An 18,111-nucleotide genomic window follows, 5' to 3' on the forward strand; every position below is an offset into this window, starting at 1 on the left:
TAGACTCCGCTGTTCTCGTGGTCAATGGATGGGCCGAGCGGCCGGGGCCTCGAAAGCGCAGACCAAAGCAGACTCTGCGGGCTTCAACGGCGCCGTCGGGGGCGGCCAGCTCGGCCGGGGAAGCCTCGAGGATGTGATCCGGGTGCGCGGCGCCCGCCAGCACAACCTCAAGAACGTCGATCTGACGATCCCGCGTAACCGCCTGGTGGTGTTCACCGGGGTAAGCGGCAGCGGCAAGAGCTCCTTGGCCTTCGACACGATCTTCGCGGAGGGCCAGCGCCGCTACGTGGAGAGCCTCTCGGCCTACGCCCGTCAGTTTCTGGGCCAGGTGGACAAGCCTGATGTGGATGCCATTGAGGGTCTGTCACCGGCGATCTCGATCGACCAGAAGTCCACCAGCCACAACCCCCGCTCCACCGTCGGCACGGTGACGGAGATCCAGGACTACCTGCGGCTGCTGTTCGGCCGCGCCGGGGAGCCCCACTGCCCCCAGTGCGAGCGCTCGATCCGGCCCCAGAGCATCGACGAGATGGTCGACCAGATCCTGGGGCTGCCCGAGGGCACCCGCTACCAGCTGCTGGCGCCGGTGGTGCGGGGCAAGAAAGGCACCCACGCCAAGCTTCTCTCCGGTCTGGTGGCCGAGGGTTTCGCCCGGGTGCGGATCAACGGCGAGGTGCGCGAGCTCTCCGACAACATCGAGCTCGACAAGAACCATGCCCACCACATCGAGGTGGTGGTGGACCGGCTCGTGGCCCGTGAGGGCATCAACGAGCGTCTCAACGATTCCCTGCGCACCGCCCTCAAGCGCGGCGACGGTCTGGCCCTGGTCGAGGTGGTGCCCAAGGCGGGCGAGGAGCTGCCCGAAGGAGTGGAGAAGGAGCGCTTGTACTCGGAGAACTTCGCCTGCCCGGTGCACGGCGCGGTGATGGAGGAACTCTCGCCGCGGCTGTTCTCCTTCAACAGCCCCTACGGCGCCTGCCCCGATTGCCACGGCATCGGCCACCTGCGCAAGTTCACCTTCGAGCGGGTGGTGCCGGATCCCTCCCTGCCGGTCTACGCGGCGATCGCCCCCTGGAGCGACAAGGACAACAGCTATTACTTCTCACTCCTTTATTCGGTGGGGGAGGCCTTCGGCTTCGAGATCAAGACCCCCTGGAACCAGCTCAGCGCCGAGCAGCAGCAGGTCTTGTTGAACGGCAGCATGGAGCCGATCGCCATCAAGGCCGACAGCCGCTACCGCAAGAGCGAGGGTTACCTGCGTCCCTTCGAGGGGATCCTGCCGATCCTGGAACGTCAGCTGCGGGACGCCAGCGGTGAGGCCGTGCGCCAGAAGCTGGAGAAGTTCCTGGAGATGGTGCCCTGCGCCACCTGCACGGGGCTGCGGCTGCGGCCCGAGGCCCTGGCGGTGAAGGTGGGACTGTTCAACATCGCCGATCTCACGGCCGTGAGCGTGGCCGAATGTCTCTCCCGGATTGAGGCGCTCATGGGGGTGGGGGCCAGCGAGGGGGCCGAACCGCTGCTGACGCCGCGCCAGATCCAGATCGGTGATCTGGTGCTGCGGGAGATCCGCCTGCGCCTCCGCTTCCTGCTCGATGTGGGCCTGGATTACCTGAGCCTGGATCGTCCGGCGATGACGCTCTCGGGGGGCGAGGCCCAGCGCATTCGCCTGGCCACCCAGATCGGGGCCGGTCTCACCGGGGTGCTCTATGTGCTCGATGAACCCAGCATCGGCCTGCACCAGCGCGACAACGACCGCCTGCTCAACACGCTCTTCAAACTGCGCGATCTGGGCAACACCCTGATCGTGGTGGAGCACGACGAGGACACGATCCGTGCCGCTGATCACATCGTCGACATTGGTCCCGGAGCCGGCGTGCACGGGGGCCACATCGTGGCCGAGGGCAGCTTCGAGGATCTGCTGGCGGCCCAGGACTCGCTTACGGGTGATTACCTCAGCGGTCGCCGCGCGATCCCCACCCCTGCTCAACGCCGCAGCGCCAGCAGCCGCACGCTCAAGTTGGTGGAGTGCCGCCGCAACAACCTCTCCGGCATCGATGTGGAGATTCCCCTGGGGCGGCTGGTGAGCATCACCGGGGTGAGCGGCAGCGGCAAAAGCACCCTGATCAACGAACTGCTGCACCCGGCCCTGGAACACAAGCTGGGGCTGAAGGTGCCCTTCCCCAGCGGGCTCGAGGAACTGCGGGGGATCCAGTCGGTGGACAAGGTGATCGTGATCGACCAGAGCCCGATCGGGCGCACCCCCCGCTCCAACCCGGCCACCTACACCGGCGCCTTCGATCCGATCCGCCAGGTGTTCGCCGCCACGATTGAGGCCAAGGCCCGTGGTTACCAGGTGGGCCAGTTCAGTTTCAACGTCAAGGGCGGTCGCTGCGAGGCCTGCAGCGGCCAGGGGGTGAACGTGATCGAGATGAACTTCCTGCCCGATGTCTACGTGCAGTGCGATGTCTGCAAGGGGGCCCGCTACAACCGCGAGACGCTGCAGGTGGCCTACAAGGGCCACACCATCGCCGACGTGCTCGAGATGACGGTGGAGCAGGCCGCCGAGGTGTTCTCCGCCATTCCCCAGGCGGCGGATCGGCTGCGCACGCTGGTGGATGTGGGCCTGGGCTACATCAAGCTGGGCCAGCCCGCGCCGACGCTCTCAGGAGGGGAAGCCCAGCGGGTGAAGCTGGCCACCGAGCTCTCCAAGCGCGCCACGGGCAAAACGCTCTATCTGATTGATGAGCCCACCACGGGCTTGAGCTTCTACGACGTGCACAAGCTGATGGACGTGATGCAGCGCCTGGTCGACAAGGGCAATTCGATCGTGGTGATCGAGCACAACCTCGATGTGATCCGCTGCTCCGATTGGCTGATCGACCTGGGCCCCGAAGGCGGCGACAAGGGCGGTGAGATCGTTGTCTGTGGCACCCCCGAGGAGGTGGCTCTGCACCCAACCAGCCACACTGGTCGCTATCTCAAGCAGGTGCTCGCCCAGCATCCGCCCGAGCCTGCCGTCGCCTGAAGCCCCCGATGACCCTGCTCCATCGCACTCACCGCGCCCTGGCGCTGGCACTGGCATCCGGGGCCCTGTTGGCCGGCGCTGCCCAGCCTGCGGCGGCCCTGGAGGAGATCCAGCTGCGCATGCCGCTGCTGGACACCAACTTCACCATCAAGCTCAGCGAGCTGAGCAATCCTGATCGGCTGTTGGCCGGCACCAGCGACCTGGCCCAGCTGAATCAGGCCAGCAATGGCGCCATCGGCCTGAAGTTGGTGGAGCTGCTCAATTCACCCCTCCCCTTGCGGACCAAGGCTGTGATGAGCGAGTCGGTAGGTTCCCCGCTGGTCTCGCAGGCCCTATTGCTCGTGTCCGCCCTGATCGGTGTGGATGGCGTGCCGATCAACCTCACCAGCATGGCCCTGGAGTCGGCGCTTCAGCAGGCGAGCGCCAAGGGCACCCTCACCATGCTCAAGGTGCTCCAGGCGATGCCGGGGACGACCGCCTCGATCGACCTGGAGCGCGGGCTGTTCGCTCTCAAGCGCCTCGCCAGCCAACAGCAGCCAGCCGATCGCCTGCTGGCGGCCCAGCCGGCGGGCAGCGTGAGCCCGGCCCTCAGCAAGCCCGGGCCCCTGACGGTGCAGCGCCGTGAGGCGAGCCTTTCTGTGCCTTACCGGCCGGAGCCCCTGAGGCTGGTGGTGATCAGCCCCACCCAGGGGGCCAATGGCCGCCTGGCACTGATCTCCCACGGTCTCTGGGACAGCCCTGCGAGTTTTGAGGGTTGGGCCCGTCACCTGGCCAGCCATGGCTACACCGTGCTGATGCCATACCACCCCGGCAGCGACAAGAGCCAGCAGCAGGCCATGCTCTCAGGCAAGATGCCGCCCCCAGGGCCGGCCGAGTTGCGGCAGCGGCCCATGGATGTCAGCGCCCTGATCGACGGGGCGGCCGCCGGAAAGCTGGGGTTACCGCCAGGCCTGAAGACCGATTCCGTGGTGGTGCTCGGCCAATCCTGGGGGGCCACCACAGCGCTGCAGCTGGCCGGTGCCACCCCCAGTGCGGCCATGCTGCAGAAGTTCTGCGGGGATGTGATGAACCCTTCCCGCAACCTCAGCTGGGTGTTGCAGTGCAGTTTCCTGAGCTCCGCCGATCGGGCTGGACTGAGCGATCCCCGCGTCAAGGCGGTGGTGGCGGTCAGCCCGCCCATGTCGCTGCTCTTTTCCGCTGGCGCGGCCAAAGCCATGAACGCCCGGGTGCTGCTGGTGAGTGGTAGCCGGGATTTCGTCGTCCCTGCGGGGCCCGAAGCGATTGTTCCCATGGCCAATGAGGCCCGCGCCCTCGGAGGTGGTCACCGGCTGGTGCTGGCCAAGGGCGGTGATCACTTCAACCTGGGATCCCCTTACGCAGAGGCCGGAGGAGCGCTGCGGGGCCTGATTCTGGCCTGGGTTAACGGGGCCTTTGCCGCTGGGGCGGCCGCCGTTCCCGGTCCGTCGGCCCCGTCTTTGCTGCCGCCGAACGGCTGGGGTGATGCCACGATTCCCCTGGCCGATGTCACCGCTCAGCTCAAGGGCTGGACCCCCTGAAGGAGCACAGGCCGGCTCGGGGCCGATGGGGCTGAAGCCGTCGAGGCGGCTAAACCCCGCTATCGATGGGGAGACGGCGCCGGCTTCGGGTGGGGCTCTACCTCCTACATCTTCATCTCCACGGTCTGTTTCGCGGCCGTGACCTGGAGTTGGGGCGGGATGCCGACACCGGCGGCCAGACCACCTACGTGCTCGAACTGGCGCAAGCCCTGGCCGCACGGCCAGAAGTGGAGCGGCTGGAGGTGGTCACCCGGTTGATCGACGACCGTCGCCTTTCGGCGGACTACGCCCGGCCGATCGAGGCACTGGCGCCCGGTGCGGCGATCCTGCGCTTCCCCTGTGGCCCTAAGCGCTACCTGCGCAAGGAGCTGCTCTGGCCCCATCTCGACCAGCTGGCCGACAGCCTGGTGGCCCATCTGAGCACCCAGGCGCGTTACCCCGATTGGATCCATGCCCACTACGCCGATGCCGGCTACGTGGGGGCCCTCGTGAGCCGGCGGCTGGGGATCCCGCTGGTGTTCACGGGTCATTCCCTGGGACGGGAAAAGCTGCGGCGGCTGTTGGCCAGTGGCGCCGACCACGATCAGATCGAGCGGCTCTATGCCATCAGCCAACGCATCGAGGCCGAAGAGCTGGCCCTGGCCCAGGCCCTGCTGGTGGTCACCAGCAGCCTCCAGGAGGCGGACCATCAGTACGCCCGCTATGGCCACTTTCGATCCGAACGGGTGGAGGTGATTCCGCCGGGGGTCGACCTGAAGCGGTTCCATCCCGAGGGCGAGGACCTCCCAGGATCCGGCGCCCCCCCGACCGGAGAAGCCGCCGTAGCCGCGCTGCTGCAACCTTTCCTGCGCGAGCCCGAGCGACCTCCGTTGCTGGCGATCTGCCGCGCCGACCGGCGCAAGAACATCCTGGCCTTGATCGAGGCCTTCGGTCGCTCAGAACTGCTGCGGCAGCGCCACAACCTGGTGCTGGTGCTGGGCTGCCGGCAGGATCCCCGCCTGCTGGAAAAGCAGCAGCGGGACCTGTTCCAGCAGATGTTCGAGCTGATCGATCGCTTTGATCTCTATGGCCTGATCGCCTACCCCAAGCACCACAGTGCCGCCCAGATTCCTGATTTCTACCGCTGGGCGGCCCGCCGGAGGGGTGTGTTCGTGAACCCGGCCTTGAGCGAACCCTTTGGCCTCACCCTGCTGGAGGCGGCGGCCTCGGGCCTGCCGGTGGTGGCCACCGACGACGGCGGACCCCGGGAGATCGTGGCCTGCTGCCGCAACGGTTTGCTGGTGGATGTCAGTGACCTCAAGGACCTGCAGAAGGCCCTTGAGTTGGCCCTGGGTGATCCGGCCCGCTGGCGCCGCTGGCGCGATGACGGGCTGGAGGCGGTGATCCGGCTGTTCAGCTGGGAGGCCCATGTGAGCGCCTATCTGGCGGCGGCTTCCCGCTGCTGCCGCCTCGCTCCCCCGTCGTGTTTGCCTTACGCCCCTCGGCAGGGGGGGCGCGGGAAGATCCTCTCCATCGCCAGCTTCAACGGACTCAGGGCCGTGGCTCCTGGCTCACGTAGGCCGCGTGGTTTGGGTTGAGATCGGGCATCCAGTAGCTCACGTCGTCGTGCCAGAAGGGCTGGCCTGAGAGCCGGGTGGTGGCCAGCTTGGTGGTGCGGAGCGTCGCCAGGAGGTTGCCCAGTTCCACGGGTGAGAGGTTGGTCTTGATGTCCTGGCCGGCGATCCGCAGCAGTTGGGGCAGCTGTGCCAGAACGCTGGGCTGGGCCAGCTTGCGGAACACCTCGGCGAGCACCAGCTTCTGCCGTTCCATGCGGCCCAGGTCCCCCAGCTCGTCGTGACGGAAGCGCAGGAACCCCTCCAGATCGTTGCCCTTGAGCAGCTGTCGGCCGGGATAGAGATCGATGTAAAGCCCCTGGCGGCTGTCGGAGTAAACCATCCGTTTCGGCACCTCCACCTCCACGCCCCCCAGGGCGTCGCCCAGGTGCTGCACGGCATCGAGGTTGACGATCAGGTAGCGCTCCAGGGGCGCACCGAGCAGCTTGCCCAGCTCCTGCTCCACGGCCGGCATCCCCCCGGCGGCGAAGAGGGCATTGGCTTTGAGCACCCCGTAGGTCTCAGATTCGATGTAGGTGTCCCGGGGCACCTGGGTGAGTTCCGTGCGGCCCTCCTTGAGCTGGGCCGTGAACATGACATCGGTGTTGGTGGCCACCTGGTCGGTGCCCATCACCAGAATGCGCCCCTTGTAGGCGGGGCTGACCACGGAGCCCAGTAGTTGGGAGCCCTGGTGCAGTCCCGCCAGCGCTGGCCCCAGCAGCTGGGGGATCGGACCAGCCAGGGCGGCGCCGATCACCAGGCCCAGGCCGAAGGGAAGCAAGGGGAGCTTGCCTGTCTTGCGTGGGCGGGTCTTGACCGCCACCGTGCCCCGTGAGCGCGAAGGGCTGGCCCCGTTGGGCAGGCTGCCGGGATCCACGGCGAAGGGGAGATCCAGCCGGTCCTTGGCTCGCAGCTTTTGGACCTTGCCACCCGCGGGGCGGCCGCTGCTGCTGCTAGGTCGGGGTTGGGCCTGGCTCATGGGGGGGTCCGATCGACGCACCATAAAGGGCGCAACCCCGTGGGGCCAGAGGGTTCAGGGCGCTGCCACCACCTGCACCCGGGCGGCGGCCCGGTCCGCCCGGCCCTGGGCCTCGGCCCGGTCGCGGCCGCTGGCCAGGGCCACCCCCATGCGACGCAGGGGCCGGGCCTCGGGCTTGCCGAACAGCAACACCTGGGTGCTTGGCTCCATCAGGGCTTCGGCCACCCCTTCGAAGGCCACCCGCTCCAGGGCCCGATCCGCCAGGATCACCCGGCTGGCGGCGGCTCCGGTGGAGCGGATCTCGGGGATCGGCAGACCCAGCACCGCCCGCAGGTGCAGCTCGAATTCGCTCAGGTTCTGGCCCACCAGGGTCACCAGGCCGGTGTCGTGGGGCCGGGGGGAGAGCTCGGAGAACACCACCTCCTCCTGGCCGGGATCGCCACAGAGGAAGAACTCCACTCCGAACAGGCCGGCGCCCCCCAGGTGATCCGTCACCCTGCGGGCCATGGCCTGGGCGGTGGCCAGCTGCGCCTCGCCCAGTTCAGCCGGCTGCCAGCTGCACTGGTAGTCGCCCCGCTCCTGCAGGTGGCCGATCGGCGGGCAAAACAGCGTTGGGCCCTGCCACTGGCGAACGGTGAGCAGGGTGATCTCGAGCTCGAAGCGCAGGAATTCCTCCACGATCACCTTCGCCCCCGCGCCCCGGGCGCCGGCCAGGGCCGCCTCCCAGGCCGCTTCGATGCCGCCCGGGGCCTCCACCACGCTCTGGCCCTTGCCCGAGGAGCTCATCACCGGCTTGACCACCACCGGCCAGCCGAGGCCCTCGGCGGCGGCGGCCAGTTCGGCGGCGCTGCTGGCGTAGGCAAAGCGGGCCGTGCGCAGTCCCAGTTCCCGGGCGGCCAGGTCCCGGATGCGGTCGCGGTTCATGGTCACGGCGGTGGCCCGGGCCGTGGGGATCACGGTGAGGCCTTCAGCCTCCAGTTCGGCCAGGGCGTCCACCGCCAGGGCCTCGATCTCTGGGATCACCAGGTCGGGCCGGTGGCGCCGCACCACCGCCTTGAGGGCCTCCGGATCCCCCATGGCCACCACCTCGGCCACCTGGGCCACCTGCATCGCCGGGGCGCCGGCGTAGCGATCGACGGCGATCACCCGGCAGCCGAGGCGCTGGGCGGCGATCGCCACCTCCTTGCCCAGTTCGCCGCTGCCGAGAAGCATCAGGGTGCGGGGGAAGGTGGTGCTGGCCATGGATCGAGCGCTCTCTGGCGGGATACTGGCCTGATCTTCCTCCGGCGGGCCGCCCGATCACGATGGTGTTGCAGCCTTGGCCCGATGCACTGCTGGCGGTGCCCACCCTGGCCTTCTCCACCGCCGGTGATGCGGCCCAGGGCCTGATCTTTGGCTGGAACATCGCCGATCTCCAGAAGTGGACCCTGATCTACCTGGGGGTTTCCTCCCTGGCCTTCGTGGTCGTCTGGGTGGTGGGACTGCTGCGCCGCCCAGGCCCCCCTCAGCCCTGAGGGTCGGGGATCAGCCCCAGCTGCTTCACCGGGGGCTCCTCATCGATGAAGCCGTAGTCGGCGAACAGTTGGGAGTCGCTGTGGCTGATGTGCTGGCCGTCATGGCGGCGCTCCAGGCGGAAGCCCTCGGCGGCCATGCGCCGCATCAGTGCCGCCGTCTCCTCGAAGCGGGCCGCCATGGCCTCGAGGCTGGCGCAGTCGGAGCTGAGGCCAGCGTCCTTCCAGATGAAATAGGCCATCGGCGTTCAGGGCAGCAGCACAAGTCCTGCCATCACTAGTAGCAGGGATGTGGCCCAGAAGCCCACCACCACCTGCTGCTCGCTGGCGCCCCCGAGCTCGAAGTGGTGATGCAGGGGCGCCATGCGCAGCACCCGTTTCCCCTGGCCATCGGGCCCTTTGGTGGCCTTGAACACCCACACCTGAACGATCACGGAGAGGGATTCGGCCAGGAACACCCCGCCCATCAGCAGCAGCGGCCAGAGGCTGTTGCTGAGCAGGGCGATCGCCGCCAGGGACGCGCCCATGGCCAGCGAACCGGTGTCGCCCATGAACACCCGGGCCGGATGGCGGTTGTGCACCAGGAAGCCCAGCCAGGCTCCGGCCATGGCGGCGCTGAAGCCCGCCAGGGCGGGGTCGCCTTCGTGGCCGCGCAGCATCAGCTGCAGCCCGAGACCGGTGAACACCACGGCGCCGCAGCCGGCCGCCAGCCCGTCGAGGCCATCGGTGAGGTTCGTGCCGTTGCTTTCGGCCAGCACCACGAACAGGCCGAGGGGCCAGATCAGCAGGCCCAGGGGCAGCACCCAGCCCAGGGGCAGGGCCACATCGCCGGCGATCCAACCCTGGTGGGCCGCCACAGCCAGGAAGATCAGCGCCGCCAGGGCCTGGAGCAGCAGTTTGCCCTTGGGACTCAGGCCGGTGTTGGTGCGTTTGGTGAGGCTGCGCCAGTCATCGAGGCCGCCGATCGCCAGAAAGGCCAGGCTCAGGGCGGCCACAGCCACCAGGCGCGGATCGCTGGGGGCCACCAGCCCCCCCACGATCACCCCCACTGGCACCACCAACAGGCCCCCCATGGTGGGGGTCCCCGCCTTGCCGTGATGGGCCTGGGGCCCCTCCTGGCGGATCACCTGGCCCAGTTTGAGCGCCCGCAGCCGCGGGACGCCCCAGAGGCCCAGCAGAGCGGTGATCAGCGCCGCGATCAGCAGCGGAGGGGTGAGCTGGGGGGCTCTGGCCAGACCATCGCTCAGCAGGCAACCCAGCAGCAACAGCAGGGCCAGAACCGCCGCCATGGGGCTGTTGGCGGCCTTGGAGGTCGAAGTCGGGGTGGCCAAGGCGGCGAATCTCCTCAAGTGCGGCGGAGCTCGTGGCTCTCGCCTCGGCGGGACCCTAGGCCACGGGATTTCAGTCTTCCCAGTTCTCCTCGGCGGGCTCGTCGGCCTGGTTGTAATCCTCCTTCTCGCCCATCAGCGCCGAGAGTTCCTCCTCTTCCACCGTGCTCACATCGGGAGCGGCGGCTTCCTCATCCGCCACGAGCCGGCCGCTGGCCTCCAGCCAGCTGAGCAGATCGGGCTCTTCCCGCAAGGGCAGCACCGGAGCTGGCTCATCGCGCCGATAGCGTGTCAATGAGGGATTGATGGTATCGAGAATGCTCATGAACGCCCTCGGGCTCGCTGGGTCCTGGTGACCAATCCACGACCTTAGCGGAGCCACTTCCTGTGTCGATCACCACCAGCAACTCGCAGCTGCCGCTGCGCAAGTGGGCTGAGCTGGCCCTGGTGTGGCTCGCGGCCCTGGGGCTGAGTGCGCTGCTGGGCTGGGCGGGCCAGCGCTGGCCGGAACGACTGCCCATCCAGCCGTGGCTGGTGATGGCGCTGGTGTTGGGCCCCCCGGCGCTGATCGCCCTGGTGCTGGTGCTGCGCTGGCCCGCCCGGGCGCTCGGCGCCCTCCCGAACGGTGGGCTGGAGGGCGGCGGGGGAGAATCGTCGGATTGCGAAGGGGAGCAGGGTTGATGGGTCGGGCGAAGAAGGCGGTGCTGGCCTATTCAGGAGGTGTGGACACCAGCGTCTGCATCCCCTACTTGATGCAGGAATGGGGTGTCGAGGAGGTGATCACCTTCGCCGCCGATCTGGGCCAGGGGGATGAACTGGAGCCGATTCGCCAGAAGGCGCTCGATTCCGGCGCCAGCCAGTCGATCGTGGACGATCTGATCGAACCGTTCATCACCGAGTTCGCCTTCCCCGCCATCCGCGCCAACGCCCTCTACGAGGGTCGCTACCCCCTCTCCACCGCCCTGGCCCGCCCGCTGATCGCCCGGCGCCTGGTGGAGGTCGCCAGGGAGGTGGGGGCCGATGCGGTGGCCCATGGCTGCACCGGCAAGGGCAACGATCAGGTGCGCTTCGATGTGGCCATCGGCGCCCTCGCCCCTGAGCTCAAGGTGCTCACCCCCGCCCGCGAGTGGGGCATGAGCCGCGAGGAAACGATCGCCTACGGAGAGCGCTGCGGCATCCCGTCGCCCGTGAGCAAGGGCTCGCCCTATTCCATCGATCTCAACCTGCTGGGACGCAGCATCGAGGCCGGCCCCCTGGAGGATCCCGATGTGGAGCCCCCCGAGGAGATCTACGCCCTCACCCGCTCTGTTGAGAACGCCCCCGATGCTCCCCAGGTGGTCGAGATCGGTTTCGAGGCGGGCAATCCCGTGAGCGTTGATGGGGTGCGCCTCGATCCGGTCAGTCTGATCCGCCGGGCCAATGAGCTGGCCGGCCTGCATGGTTTCGGCCGGCTCGACATGGTGGAGAACCGGGTGGTGGGCATCAAGAGCCGGGAGATCTACGAAACCCCCGGCCTGCTGCTGCTGATCCGTGCCCACCAGGAACTCGAATCGCTCACCCTCGCCGCCGATGTGCAGCGGTACAAGCGCCAGATCGAAGCCAGCTGGGCCGACCTGGTGTATCAGGGCCTCTGGTTCGGACCCCTCAAGGAGGCCCTCGATGGCTTCCTCGACCGCACCCAGACCAGCGTCAACGGCACGGTGCGGGTCAAGCTGCACAAGGGCAACGCCACCGTGGTCGGCCGCCGCAGCGCCAGCGACAGCCTGTACGTGAGCGACATGGCCACCTACGGCTCAGGCGATCGTTTCGACCATCGGGCCGCCGAGGGATTCATCTATGTCTGGGGGCTGCCCACCCGGCTCTGGGCGGCCCAGCGCCGCCGCTGAAGACTTGTTGCGGCCTGAAGGCAGCTCAGGCCGCCGAGCTGTCGGAGCTGTGGCCCTTGAGCAGTTTGCGGGTCCAGGAACCCAAGCCGTTGGGGAAAGGCAGCTGTGGGGGCTGGCCTTCGGCCGCTCCCTGCAGGGCGAAACGGGCCTGCTCCCGCAGGGCCTGATGCTCCTCCGCCAGCAGCCTGGTGCGCTCCTGCACCGGCTGCAGTTGCTGCTGGAACTTGCGCTCAAAGATGGCGGGCAGCTCCGCCAGCAGCGTTTCCAGTTCCGCCACCTGATGGCGGGTGGCTTCCAGGTCGCGGAGCAGGGCTTCGCGGGCCGACGGCTGAGTGAATGGGGTGGTGACCAAGGCGAGCGTCCATCCCGAAGGCCTTCCATCATCCCCCACATCACGGGGCGGTGATGACGCAACCGCGTCAGCTTCTGGTGATGAACAGGCCTTCAGCAGGGGCCGGCCCCAACGGGGGACCGGGGCGCGGTGGCCATCGTCCGGGAACATGCGCGGACGGTATCGGATGGTTGGCCCGCCCACAAGGCAGGCCAGCACTTGGCTCCAGGCCAACGGCCAACCATTCAGCTCAGGCCTCTACGGCGGCGGCGGTCGCTTCCTCTGTGGTGGAGGTGGTGGCCACGGGCACGCTGCCGGTGCGTGGCGGGGGCACCGGACCGTCCTGCTTGACGGTGAGGTAACGGATCACGTCTTCACTCAGGCGCATGGCTCGCTCCAGGGCGATCACCTGCTGGCCGTCCCCGTTGTGGGTGAGCTGCACGTAGATCCCTTCCTTGTGCTTGGCGATCGTGTAGGCCAGGCGACGCTTGCCCCGCATCTGTGACTCGTAGACCTCGGCGCCGGCCTCGGTCACCAGGTCGCGGTACTTGTTGACATGGGTTTCGACCTCCTCCTCCGGGATGTCCGGGCGAAGGATGTACATGGTCTCGTAATAAAGCTCGGACATGGAATCTCCGTTGAGGACTCTGGCCGGCGCGGGGCGGGCCGAGGGGGATGAGGCCGATCGGCCATGGGCCTGATCAGCGACGGATTGATGACCCTATCGCGGCGCCTGATCGCCAGCCCCAGCCTCAGCTTCCTGCGGGGCGCCGGTTCTCAGTAGAGCTGCATGCGCACGGCCTCCGAGACGGTGGGAATGTCGGCCTCCTTACCGCGCAAGCACTGCACGGCGGCGAACAGCACCAGCACCAGGGTGCCCAGGTAGACGGTGTTGCTCAGGGTGCGGATCGCGAAGCTGGCCCCCAGGGGGGTGAGCAGCACGTTGAAGGCCAGGGTGAGCAGCACCAGCACGATGTCCAGCAGGATCGCCTGCAGCACGTTGAAGCGGATGAAGTAGGGCACCTTCGGGTTGCGCACCACCGCCAGGAACAGCAGCAGGAACAACAGGAAGCCGCCGAAGGGCACCAGCTGCTGCAGCATCACCACAGGGATCACCGGCAGGCTGAGCCACTGCAAGGCGGGAAACATCCCGTAAAGGGAGCGTCCGAAGGGCACCCCCTCGCTCCAGGGCAGCAGGTAGGCCAGCAGCGCCAGCAGCCGCTGCCAGATCGGTGGTTCCGCCATGGGACCCGTTGTGGTCGCCTGAGGCTAGGGCCCCTCCAGCCGGTCCAGGGCCGCCCGGCGCATCGTCTCCACCGGCACCTGCTGCAGGCCGCTCCAGAGCCGCAGGGCCGCGGCCCCCTGCTGCACCAGCATCTCCAGGCCGTCGAGGCCGCGGCCGCCCCGGGCCGCCGCTTCCCGCAGCAGCCGGGTGGGCCGGGGGGTGTAGATCAGGTCATAGACCACCACGCCGGGACGCAGCCGATCCAGCTGGCCGGGGGTGAGGGGGCAGCGCTGGGCCGCCGCCGGATCCTCCGCTGCGGCCATGCCCAGGGGCGTGGTGTTGACCACCAGATCGGCCTGGGCCACGGCGCTGGAAAGGGGGCCGTCGCCGGGGTCATCGCTGTCGTCCCAGGCCAGGGCTTCGATGCCTGGGGCCCAGGGGCGGCAGCTCTCGATGAAGGGCTCCAGGCTTGCGGCCCGGCGCCCCGCCACGCTGATCCGCTCGAGATCCAGTTCAGCGCAGCCGGCGACCACGGCCCGGGCGCTGCCGCCGCAGCCCAGCACCAGGGCGCGTTGGCCCCGCCACGGAGCAGGTCCGTTCCCGTCCCGCAGGGGCGCGAGGAACCCCTCCACATCAGTGTTGGTGCCCATCCAGCCTCCCTCGGCCCGGCGCACCAGGGTGTTGACGGCCCCCAGTCGCCGGGCCAGGGGACTGAGCGCGTCCGCCAGTTCCGCCGCCGCCTGTTTGTGGGGCAGGGTGACGTTGAGGCCACGGCAATCGAGGGCTTCGAGGGCGCGCAACACAGCGGCCAGTTCTGCCGCCGGCGTCGGCAGGGCCAGGTAGGCCCAGTTCAGCCCCAGCTCCGCCAGGGCGGCATTGTGCATCGCCGGTGAGAGCGAGTGACCCACCGGGTCCCCGAGAACGCCCACCAGGGCTGTGGCTCCATCGATGGTTGGGGGCATCGGCCCGGGCTCCTCTGCGGGCTCCTCTCCAGGCACCGTACGGGAACGGTTCGGGAACCACACCTCGCCTGGGCAGGCCCCTGGTGTGGAGGATGCATCCAGTTCAAACCACCCGTTCCAAAGGAGGGCCCCGATGGGCAAAGTTGTCGGAATTGACCTTGGCACCACGAACAGCTGCGTTGCGGTGATGGAGGGCGGCAAGCCCACCGTGATCGCCAATGCCGAGGGCTTCCGCACCACGCCCTCGGTGGTGGCCTACACCAAGAACCAGGACCAGCTGGTGGGCCAGATCGCCAAGCGCCAGGCGGTCATGAATCCTGAGAACACCTTCTATTCCGTCAAGCGCTTCATCGGCCGCCGCGTCGATGAGGTCAACGAGGAATCCAAGGAAGTCAGCTACGGGGTTGAGAAGGCGGGCGCCAATGTGAAGGTGAAGTGCCCGGTGCTGAACAAGCAGTTCGCCCCCGAGGAGGTGAGCGCCCAGGTGCTGCGCAAGCTCGCCGAAGACGCTGGCAAGTACCTCGGTGAAACCGTCACCCAGGCGGTGATCACCGTTCCCGCCTACTTCAACGACTCCCAGCGCCAGGCCACCAAGGACGCCGGCAAGATCGCCGGCCTTGAGGTGCTGCGCATCATCAACGAGCCCACGGCGGCGGCGCTGGCCTACGGCCTCGACAAGAAGAGCAACGAACGGATCCTGGTCTTCGACCTCGGCGGCGGCACCTTCGACGTCTCCGTGCTCGAGGTGGGCGATGGCGTCTTCGAGGTGCTCTCCACCAGCGGCGACACCCACCTGGGTGGCGACGACTTTGACAAGGTGATCGTCGATTACCTGGCCGCCAGCTTCAAGTCCAACGAGGGCATCGACCTGCGCCAGGACAAGCAGGCCCTCCAGCGCCTCACCGAGGCGGCTGAGAAGGCCAAGATCGAACTCTCCAGCGCCACCCAGGCCGAGATCAACCTGCCCTTCATCACGGCGACGCCGGAGGGGCCCAAGCACCTCGACCTCACCCTGACCCGGGCCAAGTTCGAGGAGCTGGCCTCCAAGCTCATTGACCGCTGCAGGGTGCCGGTGGAGCAAGCCCTCAAGGACGCCAAGCTCGCCTCCAGCGAACTCGACGAAGTGGTGATGGTGGGTGGTTCCACCCGCATCCCGGCGGTGCTGGAGCTGGTCAAGCGCGTCACCGGCAAGGACCCCAACCAGACGGTGAACCCCGATGAGGTGGTGGCCGTGGGTGCCGCCATCCAGGGCGGTGTGCTGGCCGGCGAGGTCAAGGACATCCTGCTTCTGGATGTCACCCCGCTCTCCTTGGGCGTGGAAACCCTGGGCGGCGTGATGACCAAGATGATCACCCGCAACACCACCATCCCGACCAAGAAGTCCGAGGTCTATTCCACCGCCGTCGATGGTCAGACCAACGTGGAGATCCACGTGCTCCAGGGCGAGCGTGAAATGGCCAGCGACAACAAGAGCCTCGGCACCTTCCGTCTCGACGGCATTCCCCCGTCCCCCCGTGGCGTGCCCCAGATCGAAGTCACCTTCGACATCGACGCCAACGGCATCCTCAGCGTCACGGCCAAGGACAAGGGCAGCGGCAAGGAGCAGAGCATCTCGATCACCGGCGCCTCCACCCTCAGTGAGAACGAGGTCGAGAAGATGGTCAAGGACGCTGAGTCCAACTCGGCCGCCGACAAGGAGAAGCGCGAGCGCATCGACCTCAAGAACCAGGCCGAAACCCTCATCTACCAGTCCGAGAAGCAACTCGGCGAACTGGGGGACAAGGTGGCCGCCGAAGACAAGGCCAAGGTGGAGGATCTGTCCAAGCAGCTCAAGGAGGCCCTCGAAAAAGAGGACTACACCGCCATCAAGACCGTGCTGGAGCAACTTCAGCAGGCCCTTTACGCCGCCGGTGCTTCGGTGTACCAGCAGGCGGGAGCGGCAGGAGCCGATGGGGCCGGCCCCCAACCGGGCGCCAACGGCAGCGGTGCCGCCAGCGACGACGTGATCGACGCCGAGTTCACCGAGAGCAAGTAAGCCCTCGGGTTCGCCGGGGTCCCAGCGATCCAGATCAGCCCCCGCTCCGGCGGGGGCTTTTTTCATGCTTCGATCTGCTCGGCCACCCAGGCGGCGCTGGCCGGTGCCAGCAGGATGCCGTTGCGGTAATGACCGGTGCTCACCAGTAGCCCGGGCCTCGGTTCGATCAGCACCGGGGCCGGCTGGCCCACGGGTCGCACCCGAAGCCCCTGCCACTGGCGCACGGTGCTGGCCTGACGCAGCCAGGTCGGGGCGTCACCCTGCAGGTTGGCCAGGTTGGTCAGCGCATCGGGGCTGGCGCTCTCGCCCGGCTCCAGGGTGGCCCCGATCCAGAGCCGCCGCTGGGGCCGGGGCACCAGGTTGATCCCTCGCCAGACCAGTGATCCTGGCCAGAGCTCGGGGGTTGAGGCTGCCAGTTCCAGTTCCAGGGCCTGGCCCAGCACGGGCTCCAGGGGGAGTTCGATCCCCAGCGTTTCCAGCAGGGGGGCGCTGCCCAGCCCGGCCGCCACCACGATCTTGTCGGCGCTCAGCTGCGCGCCGCCGGCCATCCGTATCCGCCAGCGGCCCGATGGACCTGGGGCGGGCTCGAGGTGCTCCACCGGTTCGTGCTGAAGGTTCAGGCCATGGGCGCGGCCATCGCACTCCAGCGCTTCACCCCAGCGGCTGGGATCGAGCTGGCCGTCACGGGGGGACCAGATCCCCCCCAGGGCGCCGCGGGGCAGGGCGGGCTCCAGCCCTTCGAGTGCGGAGGCCGTGCGCAGTTCCAGCGGCGGCCCGCTGGCTCCGCTGCGGCACACCAGGGCCTGCTGCCTCTGCCAGTCGTCGCCGTCATGGGCCAGCAGCAGCAGACCTCGCCGCAATTCCACCGGCTGGCCCGCCGCCGCCAGCAGGCCCTGCCATTGCTCCAGCAGCGCCAGGGAGTGTTGGCGCAGGCGCCAGCCCCGGCCACTGCGGCGCCGGTAGACGTCGGCCATCAGCAGCCCAAGGGCGGCTTCGCTGCCCCCTCTCACGCCCGCCGGCTGGCCCCCATCGATCAGCTGTACCTCGTGGCCCCGCCGGCTCAGAAGCCAGGCGCAGCAACGGCCGACGAACCCCCCGCCGATCACCACCACCGAACGGGCGGCGGCCGGCGGGGGGGCCATGCTCACACCTGGTTGAGGGCCGTCTTCACTTCCTGGGGCAGCACCTGGGCATAGCGACCGATGCCGCTCGCCACCTGGATGTAGGCCTTGCGCAGGCGCTCACCGTCCTGCAGGCGGGCCGCCTCATCCAGCTGGGCCAGGGAGCTCTTGACCTGGGCCGCCAGCAGGTCGGCCGAGGGGCGATCGGCCGGCAGCAGGCGTTGGTTGATGTACAGCATCTGCCGCCCCATCTCCTGGAAGGGGCCATGGATCAAGTTGCGGGTGAAGACCCAGTTCTTGTCGTTCACCAGGGTGGCCAGTTCGGTGAGCTCGTTGCGGGAGGCCAGGAAGCCTTCGGCCTGGCGCTGGATCACCGCCAGATCGGCGGAGCTGATGGTGGGTGGTTTGGAAGGTTCACCGGAGCAGGCCGCCAGAGCGAAACTGAGCACCACCGCGAGGCCGATGGCCAGGAAGTGTCGAACGGTCGAAACCAGCAGGGCGGCCATGGGGGGGGGACGAGCTGGGCGACTTTAACGGCGGTAACCGGCACAATGCCCCGA

General features: G+C 68.3%; 17 protein-coding genes and 1 pseudogene. 7 read left to right on the forward strand and 11 right to left on the reverse strand.

What is annotated here, in order from left to right:
• Positions 1–28: 28 nt before the first annotated feature.
• From uvrA to KBZ13_RS11565, 3 genes and pseudogenes are all read left to right on the forward strand, one after another.
• Positions 29–3,025 carry an excinuclease ABC subunit UvrA gene (uvrA, locus tag KBZ13_RS11555; protein WP_255009301.1) on the forward strand — a complete coding sequence of 999 codons (2,997 nt, stop codon included), beginning with the start codon at positions 29–31 and terminating at the stop codon, positions 3,023–3,025.
• Between the two features lie 8 nt (positions 3,026–3,033).
• Positions 3,034–4,581: an alpha/beta hydrolase family protein gene (locus KBZ13_RS11560; protein WP_255009303.1), complete on the forward strand. Its 1,548-nt coding sequence runs from the start codon at positions 3,034–3,036 to the stop codon at positions 4,579–4,581.
• A gap of 89 nt (positions 4,582–4,670) precedes the next feature.
• Positions 4,671–6,012: pseudogene (locus KBZ13_RS11565) on the forward strand (glycosyltransferase); the annotation flags it as partial.
• 99 nt (positions 6,013–6,111) lie between these two features.
• Here KBZ13_RS11565 and KBZ13_RS11570 read toward each other — a convergent pair.
• Together KBZ13_RS11570 and purT are read right to left on the reverse strand one after the other, a co-directional pair.
• Complete coding sequence (locus tag KBZ13_RS11570; RefSeq protein WP_255009305.1) at positions 6,112–7,152, reverse strand: LCP family protein; 1,041 nt, start codon at positions 7,150–7,152, stop codon at positions 6,112–6,114.
• A gap of 54 nt (positions 7,153–7,206) precedes the next feature.
• The gene (gene purT / locus KBZ13_RS11575) at positions 7,207–8,394 is read right to left on the reverse strand and encodes a formate-dependent phosphoribosylglycinamide formyltransferase (RefSeq protein WP_255009306.1); all 1,188 of its coding nucleotides are present in this window, start codon (positions 8,392–8,394) and stop codon (positions 7,207–7,209) included.
• Between the two features lie 62 nt (positions 8,395–8,456).
• Here purT and KBZ13_RS11580 point away from each other — a divergent pair, with 62 nt between their 5' ends.
• A complete protein-coding gene (locus tag KBZ13_RS11580) occupies positions 8,457–8,666 on the forward strand; it encodes a hypothetical protein (RefSeq protein WP_255009308.1) in 210 nt (69 codons plus the stop codon).
• On the opposite strand, the gene KBZ13_RS11585 is transcribed toward KBZ13_RS11580, so the two are convergent.
• The 3 genes from KBZ13_RS11585 to KBZ13_RS11595 form a co-directional block, all read right to left on the reverse strand.
• Positions 8,657–8,905 (reverse strand): hypothetical protein, encoded by a 249-nt coding sequence (locus tag KBZ13_RS11585; protein ID WP_255009310.1) that lies wholly within the window; start codon positions 8,903–8,905, stop codon positions 8,657–8,659. The two genes, KBZ13_RS11580 and KBZ13_RS11585, sit on opposite strands and share 10 nt — an antisense overlap.
• Before the next feature lie 6 nt (positions 8,906–8,911).
• Positions 8,912–9,952: a phospho-N-acetylmuramoyl-pentapeptide-transferase gene (mraY, locus tag KBZ13_RS11590; RefSeq protein ID WP_255009402.1), complete on the reverse strand. Its 1,041-nt coding sequence runs from the start codon at positions 9,950–9,952 to the stop codon at positions 8,912–8,914.
• Positions 9,953–10,064: 112 nt separating this feature from the next.
• The gene (locus KBZ13_RS11595) at positions 10,065–10,316 is read right to left on the reverse strand and encodes a DUF3134 domain-containing protein (protein WP_255009311.1); all 252 of its coding nucleotides are present in this window, start codon (positions 10,314–10,316) and stop codon (positions 10,065–10,067) included.
• A 62-nt stretch (positions 10,317–10,378) separates the two neighbouring features.
• On the opposite strand from KBZ13_RS11595, the gene KBZ13_RS11600 reads away from it, so the two are divergent.
• Complete coding sequence (locus KBZ13_RS11600; protein WP_255009313.1) at positions 10,379–10,672, forward strand: hypothetical protein; 294 nt, start codon at positions 10,379–10,381, stop codon at positions 10,670–10,672.
• Positions 10,672–11,877, forward strand: coding sequence for an argininosuccinate synthase (locus KBZ13_RS11605; RefSeq protein WP_255009315.1), 1,206 nt, complete (start codon positions 10,672–10,674; stop codon positions 11,875–11,877). The genes KBZ13_RS11600 and KBZ13_RS11605 overlap by 1 nt, the downstream gene beginning before the upstream one ends.
• 25 nt (positions 11,878–11,902) lie before the next feature.
• On the opposite strand, the gene KBZ13_RS11610 is transcribed toward KBZ13_RS11605, so the two are convergent.
• The 4 genes from KBZ13_RS11610 to KBZ13_RS11625 form a co-directional block, all read right to left on the reverse strand.
• The gene (locus KBZ13_RS11610; RefSeq protein WP_255009317.1) at positions 11,903–12,229 is read right to left on the reverse strand and encodes a hypothetical protein; all 327 of its coding nucleotides are present in this window, start codon (positions 12,227–12,229) and stop codon (positions 11,903–11,905) included.
• Between the two features lie 229 nt (positions 12,230–12,458).
• On the reverse strand, positions 12,459–12,836 hold the full coding sequence (rpsF, locus tag KBZ13_RS11615; RefSeq protein ID WP_255009318.1) for a 30S ribosomal protein S6: 378 nt from the start codon (positions 12,834–12,836) through the stop codon (positions 12,459–12,461).
• 149 nt (positions 12,837–12,985) lie between these two features.
• Positions 12,986–13,453 carry a Tic20 family protein gene (locus KBZ13_RS11620; RefSeq protein ID WP_255009320.1) on the reverse strand — a complete coding sequence of 156 codons (468 nt, stop codon included), beginning with the start codon at positions 13,451–13,453 and terminating at the stop codon, positions 12,986–12,988.
• 24 nt (positions 13,454–13,477) lie between these two features.
• Positions 13,478–14,395: a shikimate dehydrogenase gene (locus KBZ13_RS11625; RefSeq protein WP_255009321.1), complete on the reverse strand. Its 918-nt coding sequence runs from the start codon at positions 14,393–14,395 to the stop codon at positions 13,478–13,480.
• Here KBZ13_RS11625 and dnaK point away from each other — a divergent pair.
• Positions 14,382–16,430, forward strand: a complete 2,049-nt coding sequence (gene dnaK / locus KBZ13_RS11630; protein WP_261358989.1) for a molecular chaperone DnaK — start codon at positions 14,382–14,384, stop codon at positions 16,428–16,430. The genes KBZ13_RS11625 and dnaK overlap by 14 nt on opposite strands.
• 62 nt (positions 16,431–16,492) lie before the next feature.
• Here the strand turns inward: dnaK and KBZ13_RS11635 are convergent, their stop codons facing one another.
• On the reverse strand, positions 16,493–17,572 hold the full coding sequence (locus KBZ13_RS11635) for an NAD(P)/FAD-dependent oxidoreductase (RefSeq protein WP_255009324.1): 1,080 nt from the start codon (positions 17,570–17,572) through the stop codon (positions 16,493–16,495).
• 2 nt (positions 17,573–17,574) lie between these two features.
• Positions 17,575–18,057: a photosystem II protein PsbQ gene (gene psbQ / locus KBZ13_RS11640; protein WP_255009326.1), complete on the reverse strand. Its 483-nt coding sequence runs from the start codon at positions 18,055–18,057 to the stop codon at positions 17,575–17,577.
• Between the last annotated feature and the right edge of the window lie 54 nt (positions 18,058–18,111).

The sequence above is a fragment of the Cyanobium sp. ATX 6F1 genome (genome assembly GCF_024346315.1).
In the GTDB taxonomy this organism is placed as follows: Bacteria; Cyanobacteriota; Cyanobacteriia; order PCC-6307; family Cyanobiaceae; genus ATX-6F1.